This window comes from Rhodococcus sp. NPDC054953 (assembly GCF_053609225.1).
The window spans coordinates 1-1533 of the sequence record NZ_JBSGXD010000058.1 but is presented as its reverse complement, the minus strand read 5'-3'; the positions used below and the strand labels follow the sequence as shown (position 1 = coordinate 1533).

General features: G+C 66.4%; 1 protein-coding gene. It reads left to right on the top strand.

The window, feature by feature from the left end; all coding sequences use genetic code 11:
• Positions 1–142: 142 nt before the first annotated feature.
• Positions 143–1533 (top strand): peptide ABC transporter substrate-binding protein (locus tag ACWF62_RS20425; RefSeq protein ID WP_452631230.1); only part of this gene is annotated, 1391 nt, incomplete at its 3' end.

Here is a 1533-nt window from a genome sequence, read left to right as displayed (position 1 = left end):
GTTTTATGCCCAATAGTTGGGGGCATTGCGCTCAGGCTTTCGCCGGCGCGGCCGCAGGACGCTTTGGGTATTCAACGCGTGTTGACAACCCCCAGGTCCGCGGCCACCCAGCAACGAACCGGACTCCCAAGGAGGCAAGCCCATGCGTGGTGCGCGCAGCGCCAAGTGGGCCGCAGTGGCGATCGTTGTGGCTCTGGCCGCGACCGCCTGTGGTAGCGATGACGACAACGGCGGCAGCGGCGACGGCGGCAACGCGTCTGGCAACGCCTCGGGCATCGTCAAGGTCGACGGCGGCGAGCCGCAGGCCGCGCTGGTCCCCACCAGCACCAATGAGCAGTACGGCTCGCTGGTGATCAAGAACGTCTTCGCGAACCTGCTGGACTTCGAGGACGACGGCTCCATCAAGTACGTCGCGGCCGAGTCCGTCGAGTCGAACGACGACGCCTCCGTGTGGACCGTGACGCTGAAGGACGGCTTCACCTTCCACGACGGCGAGGCCGTCACCGCTCAGCACTACGTGGACGCCTGGAACTGGGCCGCCAACGTGGACAACGGCCAGAGCCAGAGCGCCTGGTTCGAGGACATCGAGGGCTACGCCGATGTCCACCCGTCCGAGGAGGGCGCCGAGCCCACCGCCGAGACGATGTCCGGCCTGAAGGTCGTCGACGAGCTGAGCTTCGAGATCACGCTGGCCAACCCGGTCTCGTACTACAACTACAAGCTGGGCTACCACGTCTTCGCCCCGCTGCCCTCCAGCTTCTACGACGACCCGGCCGGCTTCGGCGAGAACCCGATCGGCCAGGGCCCGTACAAGTTCGACAGCTGGACCCACAACGAGCGGATCAGCCTCAGCACCTACGCCGACTACGCCGGTCCGAACAAGGCGCAGAACGGCGGCGTGGAGATCACCGCGTACGACAACCTGAGCACCGCCTACCAGGACCTGGTCTCCGACAACCTGGACGTGCTGCGTCAGGTCGCGCCCCAGGACCTGCCGGTCTACATGGACGAGCTGGGTGAGCGCGCCATCGCGCAGCCCTACAACGCCACCCAGTCCATCGTCCCGGTGTTCTACGCCGGCTGGAGCGAGCTGGACGACCCGTCCAAGGTCATCCAGGGCGTCTCGATGGCGATCGACCGCGAGACCATCACCCAGACGGTGCTGCACGGCTCCCGTACCCCGGCCGACAGCTTCGTGCCCCCGGGCGTGTTCGGTTACGAGGCCGGCGCCGCCGAGGGCAAGACCGACTTCGACCCCGAGACCGCGCGTCAGCTGGTCGAGGAGGGTGGCGGTGTCCCCGGTGGCACCATCACGATCCAGTTCAACGCCGACGCGAACCACGACGAGTGGGTCACGGCCGTCTGCAACGACCTGATCAAGAACCTCGACATCGAGTGCCTGAAGGACGCCAAGACGGACTTCGCCACCGACCTCGAGGAGCGTCGTGCGGACAACGTCAAGAGCATGTACCGGGGTGGCTGGCTCCAGGACTACCCGCTGAACGTCAACTTCCTGCGGGACCTGTACAGCAC